The sequence below is a fragment of the Geodermatophilus obscurus DSM 43160 genome (assembly GCF_000025345.1).
In the GTDB taxonomy this organism is placed as follows: Bacteria; Actinomycetota; Actinomycetes; order Mycobacteriales; family Geodermatophilaceae; genus Geodermatophilus; species Geodermatophilus obscurus.
On record NC_013757.1, the window covers coordinates 1,968,100 to 1,986,141 of the forward strand.

Here is an 18,042-nt window from a genome sequence, read left to right on the forward strand (position 1 = left end):
CAACGACAGCGCCCCCGCCCGGAGAACCGGGCGGGGGCGCTGTGCTGATCGTCGGATCAGAGCGGGTTGACGTTCGCCGCCTGCGGGCCCTTCTGGCCCTGCTCGATGTCGAACGAGATCCGCTGGCCTTCGTCGAGCGAGCGGTACCCGCTGGTCTGGATGGCCGAGTAGTGGACGAACACATCCGGTCCGCCACCGTCAGGGGTGGCGAAGCCGAACCCCTTCTCCGCGTTGAACCACTTGACAGTTCCTTCGGGCATTGCTCGCTCCTAGCTGAGGTGGTGCATCGGGGTCCTGCCATAGCGCAGGGCCTTCCCGACGGGGACGACCATAGCGGCCGGAGGGCGTCCGGGGGAACGGTGGGCGGGTGCGTCAGATCTTGCGGTGATCCTGCGGCTTCCTCGGTGGGGCCCTGCGGTGCGGACCGGATGGTCGTCCCCGGCCGGGACGGACCCGGCCCCGAACGGAACGGACTCCGCCATGACCGCCGCCACGAGCTCCACCGAACCGATCGTCCTGCTCGACGTCGACGACCTCGCCGAGGCCGACCTCGACGCGGACCTGGCCGAGCGGCTGGAGCTGGACGGCTGGGTGTACCTGCGTTCGGACGCCGCCGGCGCCCTGGCTGACGAGGTCCGGCGGGTCGTCTCGGGCACGGGCCCTCGGCCCACCCCGGCGGACGCCGCCTCGCTGGCGTCGGCCATCCGCTGCGGCGGTGCCGCTGCGGCCTCGGTGCACGACCTCGGGATCAAGGCCGCGATGCTGGCGGGCTGACGTCGCGCTGTGTGCACACGGCGCTGTCCCACCCCTCGGGGGTTTGCGATGCGTGCACGGACTGCGCATCAGAGCAGCCGGCCGGGGCCCTCCGGGAACGGGCGTCCCCGCGAGGGGACGGCGTAGTCGCCACCGGGTGCCGGGTCGAACGACCGGCCGGCCGGCAGCGCCAGCGGCTCCGGCCGCCAGGAGGACACCGTGATCGTCCCGGGCTCGTCCCACGACTCCGCGGTGAGCCGCGCGCGCTCCTCGCGCCACGCCAGCATCGAGCGGTGCCAGCGGCGGCCGCCGACGTCCGCGCCGACCAGGACGGCGATGCCGACGGCCACGGTCAGGCACGCGTTGGCCACCGCGGTGGCGATGTCCAGCGCGGTCAGCTGCGGCCAGCCGATCGCCTCGATCTGGGCGCCGACGATCTCGACGACGACGTAGAGCACGCCGTAGACCAGGAACGAGACCCGCACCGTGCACCTCCTCCGTCGTGGACCGGACACGTCCTCAACGGCAGGTCACGGGCGGCGGCGTCGTCCGCGCGGGGGACCGTCACCCGTCCGGGTGACCGGTCAGGGCTGCAGCACCTCGTTCCACGGGCGCACCGCCCAGCCGGCGACCACACCGTTCACCAGGAACGGGTCGCCGGCGATGAACTCCTCGGCTGCTTCGCGGGTGGTGAAGACGCCCATGGCCTCGCCGTTCATCGGCTCGTCGAAGGTGCCGACCATCAGCAGGTCCCCGCGCCGCGCGAACTCCTCCACCCGGGCCGAGTGAGCGGGGTAGTTCTCCTGGGCGAGCGGCAGGAAGTCCTCGACCGCGCGGTAGGTCATCACGTACTTCATGGCCGGGCATCCTGGCCCGGCGGGGCGCCCGGCCGGGGCGTCCAGAGCGCGGCGACCGTGCGCGACGAGGCGGGGGAGCCGCACGCGGACGGGTGACGCCGGCCCGCCGTTCCCGTCCGGGCCGCCGGCCGGCGACCCGCGTCCCGGCGCGGGCCAGGGGGACCTGCGACGTCGAGCGACAGCCGTCGCACCGACGGGCGGTCGGCTTCGTCCGGCGCGATGAGGACCCCTCGGCCCGTCCGTGCACGACGGCTGGGCGTGCCGGTGCGGCCCTGACCAGCGCCGCCGGCACCGACCCGGGCGTGCCCACCCCTGGGTCGGGTCCGCTCCCGTCTGGGACGTCGCCCGGGCTCACCGGCCGGTTCCCGCAGCGGCGCGGGACGGCCAGCTGTCGGACAACCACCCGTTCGGGTGTGAGAACAGGCGTCTCGCAGGGCATGACGTGGACGTCGTCCGCTCACACCGGGCGGCTCGCTCGGGCACCACCCCGACGTCACCACCACGACGTCGGCGTCCGACCGTCGGACCCCGCGCGGCCCCACCGGGCCGCACCCGCTGCACCTGGGCCGCAACCGCGGGCCCGGGACCGACCGTCCCCACCGAGGAGACATTGTGATCTGGAACATCATCGTCCTGCTGGTCATCGGCCTGGTGGCCGGGCTCATCGCCCGTGCCGTCATCCCCGGCAAGCAGGACCTCAGCATCCTCGCCACCATCGTGCTGGGGGTCATCGGCTCGTTCGTCGGCAACCTCCTCGGCGGACTGATCAGTGGCCGGGGCTTCGAGCTGGGCACGGCCGGGTGGATCGGCTCCATCATCGGGGCCATCGTCGTTCTCGGCGTCTACGTCGCCGTCACCGGTCGCCGGGGTGCCCGACACCACTGACCCGCTGACGCACCTGGTCGCCGGGCCGGCGGTCCCGCTCCGATCCGGTCCCCGGCCTGCTGGAGGACCGGGTGCACCGGGGAACCCGCCGGTTCGTCGCGGGCTCGGCTCCCACCTGCTCGCCGAACGGGTCCTCGAGCCGCCCGACGATGGAGCAGGCGTCCACGAGCGGGGAGTAGGCGGCCCCGGGTCACGACCTGCGGGGGCCGACTGAGCGGCTCGCGAGGTGCCCGCTCGCCATGGAGGCGGGCGGGCGCCTCGCGTCAACGCGCGTCCGGCAGGACGTCCCCGGAGCCGGTCCGCTGCTGGAGTCGCGCCCGCTCGCCGATGCGGGCCTGCACGGCCTCCTCGCTCAGGACCACCTGGACGGTCGTGCCCCGGCCGAGCACGCGCCCGCCGGCGTCGACGGCGAGGCACTCGCAGGTCAGCCGGTTGCCGCGCACCTCGGCGCACCGGGCCGTCACCCGGACGGGGTCGCCGACCCAGCTCGGGGCGAGGTGCTCCACCGACAGGGCGCTGCCGATGCCGGCCTCACCCGGCTCGAGGTGACTGAGCAGCAGCTTTCGGCCGGCCTCCTCGAAGTGCTTGGCCATCGAATAGGTCGCGTACACCGGGTGGACGGGGCCGAGCTCGTCGAAGCGGACTGTCATCTCCGGCGTCACCACCACGTCGAGGACGGCCGACGCGCCGACGGGGACGGGAGTCACGCGGGCACCCGGCGGGCAGGTCGCGTGTTGCGGTCGGCAGGGGAGCCCAGCGTCAGCGTGGCGACGCCGCGCCGGACCTCCACCTGCAGGCCCCGGCCGCCCATCGCGGTCAGGCGTCGAAGTCGACGGTCACGGCCTCGGACACGGGCACCGTCTGGCAGGTCAGCACGTAGCCGGCCTCGACCTCCCTGGGCTCCAGGGCGTAGTTGCGCCGCATCTCCACCTCGCCGTCGATCACCCGCGCGCGGCAGGTGCCGCACACCCCGCCCTTGCAGGCGAACGGCAGGTCCGAGCGCACCCGCTGGGCGGAGTCCAGCACGGTCTCGTCCCGGGGGAGGGCCAGCGTGGTCGAGCGGCCGTCGAGGACCACGGTGACCTGGCTGCTGGGACCCGCGACGGTCTGGTCGTCCCCGCGGACCGGCTGCGGCGGGACGTCGTCGACATAGAACAGCTCCTGGTGCACCTTCTCGGCCGGCACACCGAGCTCGGCGAGCAGGTCCCGGGCGTCGCCGACCATGCCGTGCGGACCGCACAGCCACCAGTGGTCGACGCGCTCGACCTCGACCAGGTTCTCGACCAGGGCACGCAGGCGCGCGCCGTCGAGCCGGCCGCTGGTCAGCTCCGCGTCGCGCGGCTCGCGGGACAGCACGTGCACGAGCTGCAGGCGGGTGCCGTAGCGGTCTTTCAGGTCGGCGAGCTCGTCGGCGAACATCACCGTGTTGGTGCGGCGGTTGCCGTAGAAGACGGTCACGGTCGACTCCCCGTCCCGCAGCACGCTGGCGGCCAACGACAGCGCCGGGGTGATGCCCGAGCCCGCGACGACGAAGACGTGGTCGGCGGGGACGGACAGGTCGGCGGTGAAGGTCCCCGACGGCGGCAGCACCTCGATCGCGTCACCGGGCTGCACCTGGTGCACGAGGTAGGAGGAGAAGAAGCCCCCCGGGACCTCGCGGACGCCGACCCGTGGCGCGGCCCCCACCGGCGCGCAGATGGAGTACGAGCGGCGCTCGTCCCGGTCCCCGTCGACCCGGCGCAACGTGAGCGCCTGGCCGGGCTGGAAGCGGTAGTCCTCGGCCAGCTCCTCGGGGACGTCGAAGGTGACCGCGACCGCGTCGTCGGTCAACCGCTCGACCCTGGCCACCGTGAGCGGGTGGAACTGCGGCCGCCGCCGGCGGCGGGCGCGGGTGGGCTCGGCGGCGGGGGCGGTCGCCGTCATCAGATCTCCTTGAAGTGCTCGAACGGCTCGCCACAGCTGCGGCAGCGGCGCAGGGCCTTGCAGGCGGTCGCGCTGAACTCGCTCTGCTCCACGGTGTCCGGCGAACCGCACTGCGGGCAGACGGCGGTGCGGCGGGTGGGCCCGAGCTGCAGCGGGACGGGGCCGGGGGAGTGGACCGGTGCCGTCCCCGGCGGGGCGATGCCGCCGGCGGCGAGCTTGCGGCGGCCGTCCTCGCTGATCCAGTCGCTGGTCCAGGCGGGGGAGAGCACCGTGCGGACGTCGACGTCGCGGAAGCCGGCCGCATGCAGCGCGTGCAGCAGGTCGGCCCGCATGACGCCCATCGCCGGGCAGCCGGAGTAGGTGGGCGTGATGTCGACGACGACGGTGCCGTCGTCCTCCGTGCGGACGTCGCGCAGGACACCGAGGTCGGCGAGGGTCAGCATCGGCAGCTCGGGGTCGGTGACGGTCTCGGCCACGGCCCGGGGATCGGTGGGGGCAGCCCGCTGCAGCGTCACGGCGGTCACCAGGTCGCCGCCGGGTGCTGCCGGGCCAGCCCCTGCAGGGTCTCGAGCAGCTCGGTCAGCTCCGGTCCGTGCTCCCCGAGACGGCCCCGTGGCCCGGTGTCGGCGGGCCACTCCAGCACGGGGAGCGTGGCCCGCTCGAGCACCTGGGTCAGCACGTCGCGCACCTCGTCGCGGACGCCGGCCGGGTCGACGGCGACCCCGGCCGCGGTCAGCCGGGTCTCGACGTCCGTGGCGGTGAAGAGGTCGGCCATCAGCGGCCACACCGCCTCGACGCCGTCCTGGGCGCGGCGGTGCGACTCCTCGGTGCCGTCGCCCAGGCGCAGCACCCAGCGCGCGGCGTGGTCGCGGTGGTAGGTGAGCTCCTTGACGCCCTTCTCGGCGATCGCGGCGAGGACCGGGTCACGGGAGTCGCGCAGCCGGGCGAAGACCGCGAGGCGGACGGACGCGGCCACGAGCAGTCGGATCATCGTCCGGGCGAAGTCGCCGTTCGGCGCCTCGACGAGCGCGGTGTTGCGGAACTCGTCGGCGTCGCGGAAGTAGGCGAGCGCGTCCTCGTCGGGGATGGAGTCGGTGGCCAGGTCGCGGGAGCGGCCGAGCACGCCGACGGTGCCGGCGCGGGCGAGCAGCAGCCGGGCCTGACCGAGCAGGTCGAGGCCGATGTTGCCGATCGCGACCTCCTCCTCGAGCTCCGGCGCGTTGGTGATCCACTGCGTGAGCCGCTGCGCGAGCACGAGCGCGTCGTCGCCGAGCATGAGGCAGTAGGCGCCGAGGTCGGCGGGGTCGATGCCGTCGGGGACGGTGGTGTCGACGCCGGCCAGGGGCTCGTCGAAGCCGGTGCCGAAGGCCCAGTGGCCCTCGTCGCCGTGGGCGTTGGACAGCGCCTCGTAGACCGTTTCCTCGTGAACCACGACGGAACGCTCCTTGCCTCGTGACGGGTGGATGGATGGCCCCTTCTCAGGGGCCCACGGCGAGCCGTGGGGGGAAGGGGTCTCCCTGCTTCAGATGTGGGGGACGTCCTCGGGGATCTCGTAGAACGTGGGGTGCCGGTAGACCTTGTCGCCGCTGGGGGCGAACAGCGGGTCCTTCTCGTCGGGGCTCGAGGCGGTGATGTCGGCGGCCCTGACCACCCAGATGCTCACGCCCTCGTTGCGCCGGGTGTAGAGGTCCCGGGCGGCGTCGATGGCCATCTCGTCGTCCGGGGCGTGCAGCGAGCCGACGTGCACGTGGTTGAGCCCGCGCTTGCCGCGGACGAACACCTCGTACAGCGGCCAGTCGCGCCTCACGGCCCGGCGGCGGGGCTCCACCGGCACCTCCGGGCCGGTCGGGATCGCGCCGTGCCCGCCCTCGGCGGTGACGTCCGTGGCGCTCACGAGTGCTTCTCCGCGTACGCGGTGGCCGCCTCGGTCACCCACGCGTTGTCGTCCCGGGCCGCACGCCGACGGGCGAGGCGGATGGCGTTCATCGGGCCCTGGCCGCCGACGACCCGCTTGAACTCTTCCCAGTCGAGCTTGCCGAAGCGGTAGTGGCCGGTCCCGGGGTCGAACTCGAGCTCCGGGTCGGGGAACGTGACGCCGAGGACCTCGGCCTGCGGGACGGACATGTCGACGAACTTCTGACGCAGCTCGTCGTTGGTGTGCCGCTTGATGCCCCACGCCATCGACTGCGCGGTGTTGGGGCTGTGCTCGTCAGGGGGGCCGAACATCATCAGCGTCGGCCACCACCAGCGGTCGACGGCGTCCTGCACCATCGCCCGCTGCTCGTCGGTGCCGCGCATCATGGTCATCAGCAGCTCGTAGCCCTGCCGCTGGTGGAAGGACTCCTCCTTGCAGATGCGGATCATCGCCCGCGCGTAGGGGCCGTAGGAGGACCGGCACAGCGGCACCTGGTTGCAGATCGCCGCGCCGTCGACCAGCCAGCCGATGACGCCGACGTCGGCGTAGCTCAGCGTGGGGTAGTTGAAAATCGAGCTGTACTTCTGCTTCTGCTCGATGAGCTTGTCGGTCAGGTCCGCCCGGTCGGCGCCGAGGGTCTCCGCCGCGGAGTAGAGGTACAGGCCGTGGCCGGCCTCGTCCTGCACCTTGGCCAGCAGCACCGACTTGCGGCGCAGGCTGGGGGCGGCCAGCAGCCAGTCGCCCTCCGGCTGCATCCCGATGATCTCCGAGTGCGCGTGCTGGGCGACCTGCCGGATGAGCGTCTTGCGGTAGCCCTCGGGCATCCAGTCCCGCGGCTCGATGCGGTGGTCGGCGGCGATCGTGGCGTCGAACTGCTCCTGCAGCGCGGCCTCGTCGGGGGCGGGCCGTTCCAGTGTGGGTGCCGACATCTCGTTCCCCTCGGCGTGCGACTCGAACTATTTACTGACCGGATGGTCGGTAATGAGTGTGCACGATGCCGCGCCGTCGCACAAGCCCGCTGCGCGGAGTTCGTGCAGGGGCTTGACAGGTGGGTCCCGGGGGAGTTGGTTACCTGACCATCCGGTCGGTATTTGGAGCGACGCCCCCCGCCGACCGTCCGGCGACGACGCTCACGACCACGGAGGCCTCCGCCATGACGGCTGTGACCAGCGAGCCCACCCGGCGCCTGGGAGCTCCTCCCGACCCGGGCCTCCTCGACCCGGCGGAACGGCTGTCCGTCGAGGAGTTGCGCACCCTGCAGCTCGAGCGGCTGCAGTGGACCCTGCGGCACGCCTACGACAACGTGCCGCACTACCGGGCGGCCTTCGACGCGGCCGGCGTCCACCCCGACGACTGCCGGGAGCTGGCCGACCTGGCGAGGTTCCCCACCACCAGCAAGGCCGACCTGCGCGACAACTACCCGTTCGGCATGTTCGCCGTCCCCCAGGACCAGGTGCGCCGGGTGCACGCCTCCTCCGGCACCACCGGCCGCCCCACCGTCGTCGGCTACACCGAGCGCGACATCGACACCTGGGCCACCGTCATGGCCCGCTCCATCCGGGCGGCCGGCGGGCTGCCCGGCGACAAGCTGCACAACGCCTATGGCTACGGCCTGTTCACCGGCGGGCTGGGCGCCCACTACGGCGCCGAGAAGCTCGGCTGCACCGTCATCCCGATCTCCGGCGGCATGACCCCACGCCAGGTCCAGCTGATCACCGACTTCGAGCCGAGGGTGATCATGGTGACGCCCTCGTACATGCTCACCGTGATCGACGAGTTCGAGAAGCAGGGCCTGGACCCCAGGGCCAGCTCGCTGGAGATCGGCATCTTCGGCGCCGAGCCGTGGACCGAGCAGATGCGCCGCGAGATGGAGGAGCGCGCCGGCATCCACGCCGTCGACATCTACGGCCTGTCGGAGGTGATGGGCCCCGGCGTCGCCCAGGAGTGCGTCGAGACCAAGGACGGCCTGCACGTCTGGGAGGACCACTTCTACCCGGAGGTCATCGACCCGCTCACCGGTGAGGTGCTTCCCGACGGCGAGCAGGGCGAGCTGGTGTTCACCTCGCTCACCAAGGAGGCCATGCCGGTCATCCGGTACCGCACCCGCGACCTCACCCGCCTGCTGCCCGGCACCGCCCGGCCCGGCATGCGGCGCATGGAGAAGATCACCGGCCGCACCGACGACATGATCATCCTGCGCGGGGTCAACCTGTTCCCGACCCAGATCGAGGAGATCGTGCTCCGGACCCCGGGGCTCTCCCCGCACTTCGCCCTGGAGCTGACCACCCGCGGCCGGATGGACCACCTCACCGCCCGGGTCGAGGCCCGGCCCGACTGCCCGGCCGAGCGCCGGCCGATCGCCGCCGCCGAGGTCACCCAGGCGGTGAAGGACACCGTCGGCACCAGCATCGAGGTCGTCGTCGTGGACCCGGAGACGCTGGCCCGGTCGATGGGCAAGCTCAAGCGGCTCTACGACCTCCGGGACCGGGCGTGACCTCGATCGAGAACGGCTCCCGGGTCCGGCGCGGCCGCCCGGGTCACTCGCTGGACTCCCTGCTCGACGTCGCCGTCGCCGTCTTCAACGAGCGCGGCTACGACGCGACGAGCATGGAGGAGCTGGCCACGCGGCTCGGCGTCACCAAGTCGGCGATCTACCACCACGTGTCCAGCAAGGTCGAGCTGCTCCGCCTGGCACTCGACCGGGCCCTGGACGCGCTGTTCGCCGTCACGGAGGAGCCGGGCGCCACCAGTGGGCCGGCCATCGACCGCCTCGAGCACGTCGTCCGCGGCTCGGTGCGCGTGCTCGCCGCCGAGCTGCCGTTCGTGACCCTGCTGCTGCGGGTGCGCGGCAACTCCCCGGTCGAGCAGGCGGCCCTCCAACGGCGTCGTCGGTTCGACCGCGTCGTGACCGACCTGGTACGCGCCGCGGAGGAGGAGGGCGACGTCCGCCCCGACGTCGACCCCGCCATCACCAGCCGCCTGCTGTTCGGCACGGTCAACTCGCTGACCGAGTGGTACCGGCCGGACGGCGGCCTGTCCGCCGACGACCTCGCCGACGCGCTCGTCGCCACGACCTTCCAGGGCCTGCGCGCCCGGCCCGCCCCGACGCCACCGTCCTGACCGATCCATTCCTCCGCGGAGGAGCGCCAGAGGAGTCTCCCGATGACCGCACCCCTGCTCCAGAGCTACGTCGCCGGTCGCTGGTACACCGCACCCGACGAGGGCACGCCGATCGCCGACGCCGTCACCGGGGAGACCGTCGTCCGGATCAGCAGCACCGGCCTCGACGTCCCCGCCATGCTCGACCACGCCCGCACCGTCGGCGGACCGGCGCTGCGCGAGCTGACCTTCCACCAGCGGGCCGGCCTGCTCAAGCAGCTGGGCCTGAGGCTGATGGCCGGCAAGGACGAGTTCTACGCGCTCTCCCGCCGCACCGGCGCCACCGACCGCGACAGCGCGGTGGACGTCGACGGCGGTTTCGGGACCGTGCTCTCCTACGCCAGCAAGGGTCGCCGCGAGCTGCCCGACGACACCGTCGTCCTCAACGGCGCCGTCGAGCCCCTGGGCAGGGGCGGCACCTTCGTCGGCCAGCACCTGTACACGCCGCTGCGCGGGGTCGCCGTGCAGATCAACGCGTTCAACTTCCCGGTCTGGGGGTTCCTGGAGAAGCTGGCGCCCGCGTTCCTCGCCGGCGTGCCGACGATCGTCAAGCCGGCCAGCCAGACCGCCTACCTCACCGAGGCCGTCGTCCGGACGATCGTCGAGTCCGGCCTGCTGCCCGAGGGCTCGCTGCAGCTGCTGGCGGGCAGCGCGACCGGCCTGCTCGACGGGCTGGCCGGTCAGGACCTGGTCTTCTTCACCGGCTCGGCCGCCACGGCGCGCAAGCTGCGCAGTCATCCCGCGGTCGTGGCCAACTCGGTCCGCTTCAACGCCGAGGCGGACTCGCTCAACTGCTCCGTGCTCGGCCCGGACGCCGGCCCGGACACCCCCGAGTTCGACCTCTTCGTCGAGCAGCTCGTCACCGAGATGACGGTCAAGGCCGGCCAGAAGTGCACCGCCATCCGCCGGGCGTTCGTCCCGCGCACCCTGGTGGACGACGTCGTCGAGGCGACCCGGGACCGGCTGGCGGAGGTCGTCGTCGGTGCGCCGGGCGCCGAAGGCGTCCGGATGGGTGCCCTGGCCAGCCGGGGCCAGCGCGAGGAGGTGCTGCGCTCGCTGAAGGCGCTGCGCGGTGTCGCCGAGCTGGTGGCCGGCGACCCCGAGCACTTCGAGGTGGTGGGTGCCGACCGGGACCGCGGCGCGTTCCTGCCGCCGATGCTGCTGCGCTGCGACGACCTGACCGCCGCGGAGCCGCACGACGTCGAGGCGTTCGGGCCGGTCAGCACGGTCCTGCCCTACGACGACGTGGCGCAGGCTGTCGAACTGGCCGCGCGGGGCCAGGGCAGCCTGGTCGGCTCGGTGGTGACCCACGACCGGCAGTTCGCCCGGGAGTTCGTGCTCGGCGCCGCCCACGCGCACGGCCGGATCCTGGTGCTGGACCGGGACGACGCGGCGGAGAACACCGGGCACGGCTCGCCGCTGCCGGTGCTGGTGCACGGTGGCCCGGGCCGCGCGGGCGGGGGCGAGGAGCTCGGTGGGATCCGTGGTGTGCTGCACCACATGCAGCGGACCGCCGTGCAGGCCTCACCCGACCAGCTCACCGCCATCGGCGGACGCTGGGTCGCCGGGGCCGAGCGCAACGACGACGGCGTGCACCCGTTCCGCAAGTCGCTGGCCGAGCTGCGCGTCGGTGACTCGGTCACCGCCGGGCCGCGGACGGTCACGCTCGAGGACATCGAGCACTTCGCCGAGTTCACCGGCGACACCTTCTACGCCCACATGGACGAGGAGGCCGCCCGCGCCAACCCGCTCTTCGGTGGCCGGGTGGCGCACGGCTACCTGCTCGTCTCGTTCGCTGCCGGCCTGTTCGTCGACCCGGCCCCGGGACCGGTGCTGGCCAACTACGGCGTGGACGACCTGCGCTTCCTCACTCCGGTGAAGCCGGGGGAGGAGCTGACGGTCACCCTCACCGCCAAGCAGATCAGCTCGCGCGGCGGCGCCGACCACGGCGAGGTCCGCTGGGACGCCGTCCTGGTCAACGGCGAGGGCAAGCCGGTGGCCACCTACGACGTCCTGACCATGGTGGCCAAGACCTGGCCGCCCGCGGCGGGGACCCCGTCCTGACCGGGCGAGATCTGCACACTCGCTGCTCCGAGGCGCCGGAAGAGCGCGAGTGTGCAGATCTCGCCGACGGGGCCGGACGCGGTTCAACCGGCGCAGAGCCAGCGGATCGGCAGCCGCTTGACCCCGCGCTGGAAGGTCGACCGCAGCAGCGCCGGCGACCCGTCGAGCTCGAGGCGCCCGGTGCGACGCAGCAGCTCGCCGAAGAGCGCGCGCATCTGCGCCCGGGCCAGCTGACCGCCGAGGCAGAAGTGCGGCCCGTGCCCGAAGGACAGGTGCGGATTGGGGGATCGGCGGACGTCGAAGCGGTCGGGATCGGCGAACACGGACTCGTCGCGGTTGGCGGACGTGAAAGACACGACGACCTTGTCCCCGGCCCCGATCCGGACGCCGGCGAGCTCGACGTCGCGGGTCGCGGTGCGGCGGAAGACCATGACCGGCGTCCACCAGCGCAGCATCTCGTCGACCGCGCCGGGCAGCAGGGACGGGTGGGTGCGCAGCACGGCCAGCTGCTCGGGGTGCTGCAGCAGGGCGATGAGGCCGCCGGGAAGGCCGTTGCGCAGGGTCTCGTTCCCGGCGACGGCGAACAGCCAGAACGTGTTCTCGAACTCGGCGTCGCTGACGCGGCCGCCGCCCTCGTCGACCTGCGCCAGCAGGATCGACATCACGTCGTTCCCGGGCGCCCGCCGCTTCTCCTCGGCCAGCAGCCGGGCGTAGGCGTAGAGGTCGGGCATGCCGGCCCGGGTCCGCGGATCGGGCATGCGCCCGTCGGCGTCGGGGACCGGCCGCAGCGCCAGCACCTCCCGTGCCATCGCCGTTCCACCGGTGCCGTCGAAGGCGGCCGACGTGGCGTAGTCGGGGTCCTGCCAGCCGATCACCCGGTTCGACCAGTCGAACATCAGCCAGCGGTCCTCTGCCGGCACGCCGAGCACGTCGGCGAGGGTGAGCAGCGGCAGGTCGGCAGCGACGTCCTTCGCGAAGTCGGACCGGCCCTCGCGCGCGCCGGCGACCATCCGGTCGACCAGTCGTGCCGCCGTCGCCTGGATCGCCTCGGTCAGCGCTGCGACGGCCCGGGGCGTGAAGGAGCGGGTCAGCAGCCGCCGCAGCCGGCTGTGGTCCGGCGGGTCCATGTTCAGCATCATCCGGCGCACCCAGTCGAGATCGGCGGCGTCGCGGACCTGGGTCGCGCCGAGCCACGAGGAGAACGTCGCCGCGTCGCGCAGCACCCGCCCGACGTCGGCGTGCCGCAGGACGAGCCAGAACCCCGGCCCGGCCGGCTGACCGTGCAGGGCGGGCTCGTCGACCCACGCGACCGGCGTGTCCGCCCGCAGCCGGCGCAGCAGCTCGAACGGCGGGCCGGTCTCGTAGGTCGCCGGGTCGACGAGGGGTGCGCTGTCCACGGGCCCGGCCGTCATCGCGCCTGCCTCCGGCTCAGTCGTAGGTGTGGAAGCCGCGACCGGTCTTGCGGCCGAGCTCGCCGGCGGCGACCTTGTCGCGGAGCAGCTGCGGCGGGGCGAACCGCTCACCGAGGGTCCGGTGCAGGTACTCGGCGATCGCCAGCCGGACGTCCAGCCCCACCAGGTCGGTGGAGCGCAGCGGGCCCATCGGGTGGCGGTAGCCCAGCTCCATGGCGGTGTCGATGGCCTCGGCGTCCGCGACGCCCTCCTCGAGCATCCGGATGGCCTCCAGACCGAGCAGCACGCCGAGCCGGGAGGAGGCGAAGCCGGGGGAGTCCTTCACCACGACGTCGGTCTTGCCCAGGGCACGCACCCATCCGCCGGCGGTGCCGACCAGTTGCGGGTCCGTCTCCGGCGCGACGACCACCTCCACGAGCTTCGACGCCGGCACCGGGTTGAAGAAGTGCAGGCCGAGGAACCTGGCCGGGTGCTCCAGCGCGGAGGCCAGCTCGGTGACGGACAGGGAGCTGGTGTTGGTGGCCAGCACGGCGTCAGGAGAGACGGCTGCTTCCGCGGCCCCCAGGACCTCGATCTTTAGGTCGGCCCGCTCGGGGACGGCCTCGACCACCAGGCCGGTGCCCACGTCGAGGTCGGCAACGGAGTCCAGCAGCGTGAGCCGCTCGAGGACGGTCCCGACGTCCCCGTCCAGCTTGCCGCGGCGGGCAGTCTCCTCCAGGCCGTCGGCAACACGTCCGCGGGCGGCCTCGGCGGCCTCTCCGCCGGCCTCCACGACCTCGACCCGGGCACCGGCGGTCAGGAAGGCCTGCGCGATGCCGGCGCCCATGCGGCCGCCTCCGATGACGCCCACCCGGGCCGGGACGGCGACGCTCACGTGTCCTCCTCGTCGGCGCTCGTCGGCCGCACCCGCGGCGCTGCTCCGTTCACCGGTGAGCTCGCGAGCTCGCTGACACCCGCTCCACGAGCATCGCGACACCCCGACCGACGCCCACGCACAGCGGCCGGTGGCCCGTCACGGCCTCCGGGCGTCGAGCGCCCCGGCCTCGTCCGGGTGCTGGCGCAGGTACTCCTCGTGGGCCTCGGCCACCCGCAGGTTCCTGCCCTTGGTCTCCCCGGCGGCGGTCACCGCGGCGAAGGAGATGACGCAGAGCACCATGATGTAGACACCGACCGATCCCGACCACCCGGTGGACTGCAGGAGCAGCTCGGCGATCATCGGCGCGAAGGCGCCACCGAGGATCGCGCCCAGCGCGTAGCCGATCGAGACGCCGGAGTAGCGGACCGCGACGGGGAACATCTCCGCGTACATCGCCGACATCGGGCCGTACGAGAGCCCGAGCCCCACGGTCAGCAGGAACAGTGCCACCCCGTAGAGCCAGATGTTCCCCGTGTCGATGAGCAGGAACATCGGGATCATCCAGACGAAGACCAGGGCGTAGCCGATCTGGAACGTGCGCACCCGGCCGATCCGGTCGGACAGGGCGCCGCCGTACATCGTGAAGATCAGCCAGCCGAAGGACGCCAGGGTCGTGGCCAGCAGGACCGACGGTCGCGGCAGCCCGAGGGTGGTGCTGGCGTAGGCGATGAAGAAGGCGATCAGCAGGTACCCGGCGGCGTTGTTGGCGATGAAGATCAGTGCGCTGAGGACGACCTGCTTGGTGTTGCGCCGGAAGAGGTCGCGCAGCGGCGCGGAGGACTCCTTCTTCCGCAGCCGCATCTCCTTGAAGACCGGGCTCTCCTCCACGGCGCGGCGGATCAGGTAACCGATGAGGATGAGCACCACGGAGAGCAGGAAGGGGATGCGCCAGCCCCAGGACTGGAACTGCTCGGGCGTGGTGGTCGTGGACAGCAGCCACAGCACGCCCGTCGCCAGGATCATGCCGACCGGCACGCCGACCTGCGGGTAGGCGCCGAACAGGCCGCGCCGCTCCACTGGGGCGTGCTCGACCGACATCAGCGCCGCGCCGCCCCACTCGCCACCTGCGGAGAAGCCCTGCAGCACCCGCAGCAGGATCAGGGCGGCCGGCGCGGCCAGGCCGATCTGCTCGTACGTCGGCAACAGGCCAATGAGTGCGGTGGCCGAGCCCATCAGCAGCAGCGTGAAGACCAGCATCCGCTTGCGGCCGAGCCGGTCACCGAAGCGCCCGGCCACGATGGCCCCCAGCGGGCGGAACAGGAAGCTGATGCCGATGGTCGCCAGCGAGAGCACCGTGGCCAGTCCGGGGGAGTCCTCGCTCACCGGGGAGAGGAAGAGCGGGGCCAGGACCAGGCTCGCGGCCTGGGCGTAGATGAAGAAGTCGTACCACTCGATGGTCGTGCCGGCGAGGGTGCCCGCGAGGACCTTCCGCTCCTCCGAGGTCATCGGCTGGCCCGTACGAGAGGGAGCGTGTGTGGGGAGGGACATGAGAGCTCCGCCGTCAATGGGTCTATTTACTGACCGATGGGTCAGTTGGTGGTGCGACCGTACTCAGGTGTGGTCGGTCGCACAATGGTCTGCCGCTGGGCGCAGGCAGGAGGGCACCTCCGAGGGGAGTCCTGTCTCCCGACGGCGGCTCGGGGAGTGGCCAGGCCACCGCACGCCGTGTCCTCCCTCGACACCTGACCGATCGGTCGGGTGGGGGCCGGGAGGAGACGTCCACGCAGGCGTCTCGCGGCCTCCGGCACCCCGGACCGCTTGGTGGGCCGTGTCCGTCACCGGACCAGCCCGGAGAGCGCCACGGCGCCGGCCGAGCGCACCACCGCCGGGACAGGCCCGGCGCGGCAGCTCCCGACACCGCCCCCGCATCAGCGCAGCGCGGCGCCGACCTGCTGCGCTGACCGGACGACGGCCCGGCCGATCTGCTCGGTGTCGGCGCCCTCGTCGACGAAGACAACCGCCAGTGCGGCGCGGGTGCCTCCGTCGGGACCGAGCACGGGTGCGGCGATCGACCGGACGCCGGGGATCACCTCGCCGTGCGAGCTGGCCCAGCCGACCCGGCGGGCCACCTCGAGGGCCTCGCGGTCACCGGGGGCGGCGGCCTCGGGCATGAGGAGGGCGAGGCCGGGCGCGCCTCGGTCGACCGGGTGCCGGATACCCGGCCGGTACACGACGTGCGCCGGTGAGTCGTGCGGCTCCACGCTGGAGACGGTCACCGCCTCGTCGCCGGCGCGGACGACCAGGAACGCCGTCATGCGCAGCTCCGCGACCAGGGCGTCGAGCCGGGGGAGCGCGGCCGACTGGAGATCGGTCCGCACGCCCCGGGCCAGGCCGAGCAGTCCCAGCCCGAGCCGGTAGTGACCGGCGGGGTCCCGCTCGACCAGCTGGTGGTCCTCGAGGGTGCGCAGCAGGCGGTAGGTGATCGACCGGTGCAGACCCAGTGTCTGGCCGATCTCGGCGATGGGCTGGGGTCGACCCACGGCGGCCAGGTGCTCGAGGACCCTCAGGCCGCGGTCCAGCGTCTGCGACTGGGGCGTGCCCCCGCCGTTGCCCTCCACCATCGCCGTCCTCCCGGTGCACTGTGCACTTCCACCCTACGGTCGCCCTCGGCGGGCGCCGGGCCGGCCGGCGGCACGGGAGGGCACCGCCCCGGCGATCCGGGGCGGTGCCGCGTCCTCGGTGGGGCTCAGCCGTTGATCACCTGGGGCACGGCCACCGCCTTCAGGCCCTCGACGCCGAACTCCAGCCCGTATCCGGACTTCTTGACCCCGCCGAACGGGATCATGGGGTGCACGCCGCCGTGGGAGTTGATCCAGACGGTGCCGGCCTCCAGCCGGGCGGCCACCGCGCGGGCGGCGTCGCGGTCGCTGCTCCAGACCGATGCGCCCAGGCCGACGTCCAGGCCGTTGGCCATGGCGACGGCCTGGTCGAGGTCGTCGTAGCGCACGACCGGCAGCGCGGGACCGAACTGCTCCTCGGCCACCAGGGGGTTGGCGTCCTCGACGTCGGCCACGATCGTGGTCGGGTAGAAGTGCCCGGCCGCATCGGGGTCGGGGTCCCCGCCGACCAGGATCTTCGCGCCCGCGTCACGGGCGGCGTCGACCAGCCGTGCGACAATCTCGTACTGGGCGCGGTTCTGCAGCGGGCCGAGGACGTTCTGCTCGTCCAGGCCGCGGCCCATCGGCATGGCCTGCGCGACCTCGACCAGCGCCGCACACACCTCGTCGTAGACGTCGGTGTGCACGTAGAGGCGCTTGAGCGCGGCGCAGGTCTGGCCGGTGTTGATGAAGGCACCCCAGAACAGGTCCTGGGCGATCGCGCGCGGATCGACGTCGGGCAGGACGATGCCGGCGTCGTTGCCGCCGAGCTCCAGGGTCAGCCGCTTCACGGTGTCCGCCGAGCTGCGGATGATGGCCTGCCCGGTGGCGGTGGACCCGGTGAACACCAGCTTGTCGACGCCGGGGTGGCTCGACAGCCGCGCGCCCACCTCGCGGCCGCCGGCCACCGCGGTGAGCACGTCGGCGGGCAGCACGCTGGTGAGGACGTGCACCAGCGCCAGGACGCTCAGCGGGGTGTACTCCGAGGGCTTGACCACCACGGTGTTGCCCATCCGCAGGGCGGGGGCGACCTGCCAGACGGTGATCATCATCGGCCAGTTCCACGGCCCGATCGCGCCGACGACGCCGACCGGCCGGTAGTGCAGTTCGGCGTGGGTGTCCTCGTCGTCGACCACGGTGCCGCCGGGGAGCTCGGTGGCGGCGGTGGCGCGCAGCCAGGCGGCGCAGGCGCCGACCTCGAAGCGGGCGTTGGGGCCGTTGAGCGGCTTGCCCTGCTCACGCGACAGCAGCTCGGCGAGGGGCTCGGCCGCCGCCTCGACGGCGTCCGCTGCGCGCAGCAGCAGGCCGACGCGGTCGGCGTCGGAGCGGGCGGCCCAGGCCGGCTGCGCGGCACGGGCGGCGGCGACGGCACGGTCCAGGTCGTCGGCGGAGCGGTCGGCGACCCGGCCCACGACCTCGCCCGTCGCCGGGTCGAGCACCTCACGGCCACCGGGGTCGGTGATGCCCGCCAGCAGGCTGTCGTACGTCGGGGTCTCCGACGTGGAGGACACGGGGGTGGTCACGGTGGGCGTGGTCAACGCGGTGCTCCGGTGGGTGAGAG

19 protein-coding genes are annotated in these 18,042 nt (G+C 73.1%); 5 read left to right on the forward strand and 14 right to left on the reverse strand.

Features of this window, described 5'->3' with window-relative positions; translation table 11 throughout:
- Positions 1-56: 56 nt before the first annotated feature.
- Entirely contained in the window at positions 57-260 is a 204-nt protein-coding gene (locus GOBS_RS09315) for a cold-shock protein (RefSeq protein ID WP_012948038.1), read from the reverse strand.
- Positions 261-480: 220 nt separating this feature from the next.
- Between GOBS_RS09315 and GOBS_RS09320 the strand changes: the two genes are divergently transcribed.
- The gene (locus tag GOBS_RS09320) at positions 481-774 is read left to right on the forward strand and encodes a hypothetical protein (protein ID WP_012948039.1); all 294 of its coding nucleotides are present in this window, start codon (positions 481-483) and stop codon (positions 772-774) included.
- A 68-nt stretch (positions 775-842) separates the two neighbouring features.
- Here the strand turns inward: GOBS_RS09320 and GOBS_RS09325 are convergent, their stop codons facing one another.
- Both GOBS_RS09325 and GOBS_RS09330 read right to left on the reverse strand, forming a co-directional pair.
- On the reverse strand, positions 843-1,238 hold the full coding sequence (locus GOBS_RS09325) for a hypothetical protein (RefSeq protein WP_012948040.1): 396 nt from the start codon (positions 1,236-1,238) through the stop codon (positions 843-845).
- A 99-nt stretch (positions 1,239-1,337) separates the two neighbouring features.
- Complete coding sequence (locus GOBS_RS09330) at positions 1,338-1,610, reverse strand: YciI family protein (protein ID WP_012948041.1); 273 nt, start codon at positions 1,608-1,610, stop codon at positions 1,338-1,340.
- Positions 1,611-2,222: 612 nt separating this feature from the next.
- On the opposite strand from GOBS_RS09330, the gene GOBS_RS09335 reads away from it, so the two are divergent.
- Positions 2,223-2,495, forward strand: coding sequence for a GlsB/YeaQ/YmgE family stress response membrane protein (locus tag GOBS_RS09335; RefSeq protein ID WP_012948042.1), 273 nt, complete (start codon positions 2,223-2,225; stop codon positions 2,493-2,495).
- A gap of 263 nt (positions 2,496-2,758) precedes the next feature.
- Here the strand turns inward: GOBS_RS09335 and GOBS_RS09345 are convergent, their stop codons facing one another.
- The 6 genes from GOBS_RS09345 to paaA form a co-directional block, all read right to left on the reverse strand.
- A complete protein-coding gene (locus tag GOBS_RS09345; RefSeq protein ID WP_012948043.1) occupies positions 2,759-3,202 on the reverse strand; it encodes a thioesterase family protein in 444 nt (147 codons plus the stop codon).
- Between the two features lie 109 nt (positions 3,203-3,311).
- Positions 3,312-4,418, reverse strand: coding sequence for a 1,2-phenylacetyl-CoA epoxidase subunit PaaE (gene paaE / locus GOBS_RS09350; protein ID WP_012948045.1), 1,107 nt, complete (start codon positions 4,416-4,418; stop codon positions 3,312-3,314).
- On the reverse strand, positions 4,418-4,933 hold the full coding sequence (paaD, locus tag GOBS_RS09355) for a 1,2-phenylacetyl-CoA epoxidase subunit PaaD (RefSeq protein ID WP_243697683.1): 516 nt from the start codon (positions 4,931-4,933) through the stop codon (positions 4,418-4,420). The genes paaE and paaD overlap by 1 nt, the downstream gene beginning before the upstream one ends.
- Before the next feature lie 5 nt (positions 4,934-4,938).
- On the reverse strand, positions 4,939-5,850 hold the full coding sequence (gene paaC, locus GOBS_RS09360; protein WP_012948047.1) for a 1,2-phenylacetyl-CoA epoxidase subunit PaaC: 912 nt from the start codon (positions 5,848-5,850) through the stop codon (positions 4,939-4,941).
- A 90-nt stretch (positions 5,851-5,940) separates the two neighbouring features.
- On the reverse strand, positions 5,941-6,312 hold the full coding sequence (paaB, locus tag GOBS_RS09365) for a 1,2-phenylacetyl-CoA epoxidase subunit PaaB (protein WP_012948048.1): 372 nt from the start codon (positions 6,310-6,312) through the stop codon (positions 5,941-5,943).
- Entirely contained in the window at positions 6,309-7,262 is a 954-nt protein-coding gene (gene paaA / locus GOBS_RS09370) for a 1,2-phenylacetyl-CoA epoxidase subunit PaaA (protein WP_012948049.1), read from the reverse strand. The genes paaB and paaA overlap by 4 nt, the downstream gene beginning before the upstream one ends.
- 224 nt (positions 7,263-7,486) lie before the next feature.
- On the opposite strand from paaA, the gene paaK reads away from it, so the two are divergent.
- Genes paaK through paaZ form a run of 3 tightly spaced genes read left to right on the forward strand, consistent with a single transcriptional unit; the run spans position 7,487 to position 11,556 of the window.
- Positions 7,487-8,827 (forward strand): phenylacetate--CoA ligase PaaK, encoded by a 1,341-nt coding sequence (paaK, locus tag GOBS_RS09375; RefSeq protein WP_012948050.1) that lies wholly within the window; start codon positions 7,487-7,489, stop codon positions 8,825-8,827.
- A complete protein-coding gene (locus GOBS_RS09380; protein ID WP_012948051.1) occupies positions 8,824-9,453 on the forward strand; it encodes a TetR/AcrR family transcriptional regulator in 630 nt (209 codons plus the stop codon). Before paaK ends, GOBS_RS09380 begins: the two co-directional genes overlap by 4 nt.
- Positions 9,454-9,495: 42 nt before the next feature.
- Entirely contained in the window at positions 9,496-11,556 is a 2,061-nt protein-coding gene (paaZ, locus tag GOBS_RS09385) for a phenylacetic acid degradation bifunctional protein PaaZ (RefSeq protein WP_012948052.1), read from the forward strand.
- An 83-nt stretch (positions 11,557-11,639) separates the two neighbouring features.
- Here the strand turns inward: paaZ and GOBS_RS09390 are convergent, their stop codons facing one another.
- The 5 genes from GOBS_RS09390 to GOBS_RS09410 form a co-directional block, all read right to left on the reverse strand.
- Positions 11,640-12,953 (reverse strand): cytochrome P450, encoded by a 1,314-nt coding sequence (locus tag GOBS_RS09390; protein ID WP_243697684.1) that lies wholly within the window; start codon positions 12,951-12,953, stop codon positions 11,640-11,642.
- Between the two features lie 31 nt (positions 12,954-12,984).
- Complete coding sequence (locus GOBS_RS09395) at positions 12,985-13,842, reverse strand: 3-hydroxyacyl-CoA dehydrogenase family protein (RefSeq protein WP_012948054.1); 858 nt, start codon at positions 13,840-13,842, stop codon at positions 12,985-12,987.
- Positions 13,843-13,980: 138 nt separating this feature from the next.
- Positions 13,981-15,330, reverse strand: a complete 1,350-nt coding sequence (locus GOBS_RS09400) for an MFS transporter (protein ID WP_208104415.1) — start codon at positions 15,328-15,330, stop codon at positions 13,981-13,983.
- A gap of 422 nt (positions 15,331-15,752) precedes the next feature.
- A complete protein-coding gene (locus tag GOBS_RS09405) occupies positions 15,753-16,445 on the reverse strand; it encodes an IclR family transcriptional regulator (protein ID WP_012948056.1) in 693 nt (230 codons plus the stop codon).
- Between the two features lie 125 nt (positions 16,446-16,570).
- Entirely contained in the window at positions 16,571-18,004 is a 1,434-nt protein-coding gene (locus GOBS_RS09410) for an aldehyde dehydrogenase family protein (protein WP_012948057.1), read from the reverse strand.
- Positions 18,005-18,042: the final 38 nt, after the last annotated feature.

What these genes read in the sequence shown, in the direction of transcription:
- GOBS_RS09315 (WP_012948038.1), bottom strand. Translation starts at nt 260, where the DNA reads ATGCCCGAAGGAACTGTCAAGTGGTTCAACGCGGAGAAGGGGTTCGGC.
- GOBS_RS09320 (WP_012948039.1), top strand. Translation starts at nt 481, where the DNA reads ATGACCGCCGCCACGAGCTCCACCGAACCGATCGTCCTGCTCGACGTC.
- GOBS_RS09330 (WP_012948041.1), bottom strand. Translation starts at nt 1,610, where the DNA reads ATGAAGTACGTGATGACCTACCGCGCGGTCGAGGACTTCCTGCCGCTC.
- paaE (WP_012948045.1), bottom strand. Translation starts at nt 4,418, where the DNA reads ATGACGGCGACCGCCCCCGCCGCCGAGCCCACCCGCGCCCGCCGCCGG.
- paaA (WP_012948049.1), bottom strand. Translation starts at nt 7,262, where the DNA reads ATGTCGGCACCCACACTGGAACGGCCCGCCCCCGACGAGGCCGCGCTG.
- paaK (WP_012948050.1), top strand. Translation starts at nt 7,487, where the DNA reads ATGACGGCTGTGACCAGCGAGCCCACCCGGCGCCTGGGAGCTCCTCCC.
- paaZ (WP_012948052.1), top strand. Translation starts at nt 9,496, where the DNA reads ATGACCGCACCCCTGCTCCAGAGCTACGTCGCCGGTCGCTGGTACACC.
- GOBS_RS09400 (WP_208104415.1), bottom strand. Translation starts at nt 15,330, where the DNA reads ATGACCTCGGAGGAGCGGAAGGTCCTCGCGGGCACCCTCGCCGGCACG.
- GOBS_RS09405 (WP_012948056.1), bottom strand. Translation starts at nt 16,445, where the DNA reads ATGGTGGAGGGCAACGGCGGGGGCACGCCCCAGTCGCAGACGCTGGAC.